This is a genomic window from Streptomyces fulvoviolaceus (assembly GCF_000718165.1).
Classification (GTDB): Bacteria; Actinomycetota; Actinomycetes; order Streptomycetales; family Streptomycetaceae; genus Streptomyces; species Streptomyces fulvoviolaceus.
Window position 1 is genome coordinate 1 of sequence record NZ_JOEY01000233.1, and the last position, 227, is coordinate 227.

The window sequence follows — 227 nt, forward strand, 5'->3', positions numbered from 1 at the left end:
CGCACACTCGAAGACATGACACGTGAGCAGCAGAGCGGGGGTACCGAGCTGGGGCGTTTCCTGCGCGCCCGCCGGGCCCGGATCACCCCCGCCGAGGCCGGTCTCACGGTCGGCTCCGGGCTGCGCCGCACGCCCGGGCTGCGCCGTGAGGAACTGGCCACCCTGGCCGGCATCAGCATCGACTACTACACCCGCCTGGAGCGCGGCAAGGAAACCCGCCCCAGCCC

At 73.1% G+C, this 227-nt stretch carries 1 protein-coding gene; it reads left to right on the top strand.

What is annotated here, in order from left to right:
• Positions 1 to 15: 15 nt before the first annotated feature.
• Positions 16 to 227, top strand: a 212-nt coding sequence (locus tag IG08_RS0153670) for a helix-turn-helix domain-containing protein (RefSeq protein ID WP_158812427.1), incomplete at its 3' end; no start/stop codon positions are given.